1 protein-coding gene is annotated in these 744 nt (G+C 29.7%); it reads right to left on the reverse strand.

What is annotated here, in order from left to right; all coding sequences use genetic code 11:
- Positions 1-9: 9 nt before the first annotated feature.
- The coding region (locus tag IC219_RS21320; protein WP_227853509.1) for a hypothetical protein at positions 10-744 on the reverse strand (735 nt) is incomplete at its 5' end.

A 744-nucleotide genomic window follows, 5' to 3' on the forward strand; every position in this document is an offset into this window, starting at 1 on the left:
CATAATATTTTAATATTTAGTTTTTCTTACTATTTCTTTGGCAAGTTCATCTTGAGACTTTTTAATCATTTTTTCTACTTCTTTTAATATATCCCTATTCATAGTACCTTGTACACTAACTAATGGAGCATTGTAATTAAATTGATTTTGATTAGATTGTTGAGGTTGATAACTACGACCTCTAGGTACTGAATAATTGCTATATTCACCAACACCTAATTTATCTTGAATATCTAACATATCCTCCATTACTTTTTTAGCAATTTCAAGATTACCAACTAATTCACTTTTTATAATAGCCCCTGTAGCCCCTAATCCATCACCATACTTATCAGCAAAATCAAGCAATGTTTGTTGTAAATCATGAACCTCACCATTTATATCTGTGAATAATCCTGTGTTTAATGCTTCTTTGATCAATCTAGCTAATTCTTCTTTAGTATACTTATTATCCAAATCTTCTTTAGCCTTATCTGCTTCATCTTGGAGTCTATCACTTTCATCATCATACATATCATTTACATCTTTATCAATCTGGTCTTGAACTAAATCTTCTAATGCTCTCTTAGCCTCTTCTAATTCTTTTCTTAATTCCTGTACTTTCTTTTGTCCTGATAGTGAACTATCTCTTTCAGCAATATCTAATTTCTTTTGAAGTTCCTCTATTTCTTTTGATTTATCATCATAATCACGCTGATAATCTGCTTTATCTCTAGCTTTATTGTAGGCTTCTTTTTCTTTATT

This window comes from Clostridioides sp. ES-W-0018-02 (assembly GCF_020658175.1).
Lineage (GTDB): Bacteria > Bacillota > Clostridia > Peptostreptococcales > Peptostreptococcaceae > Clostridioides.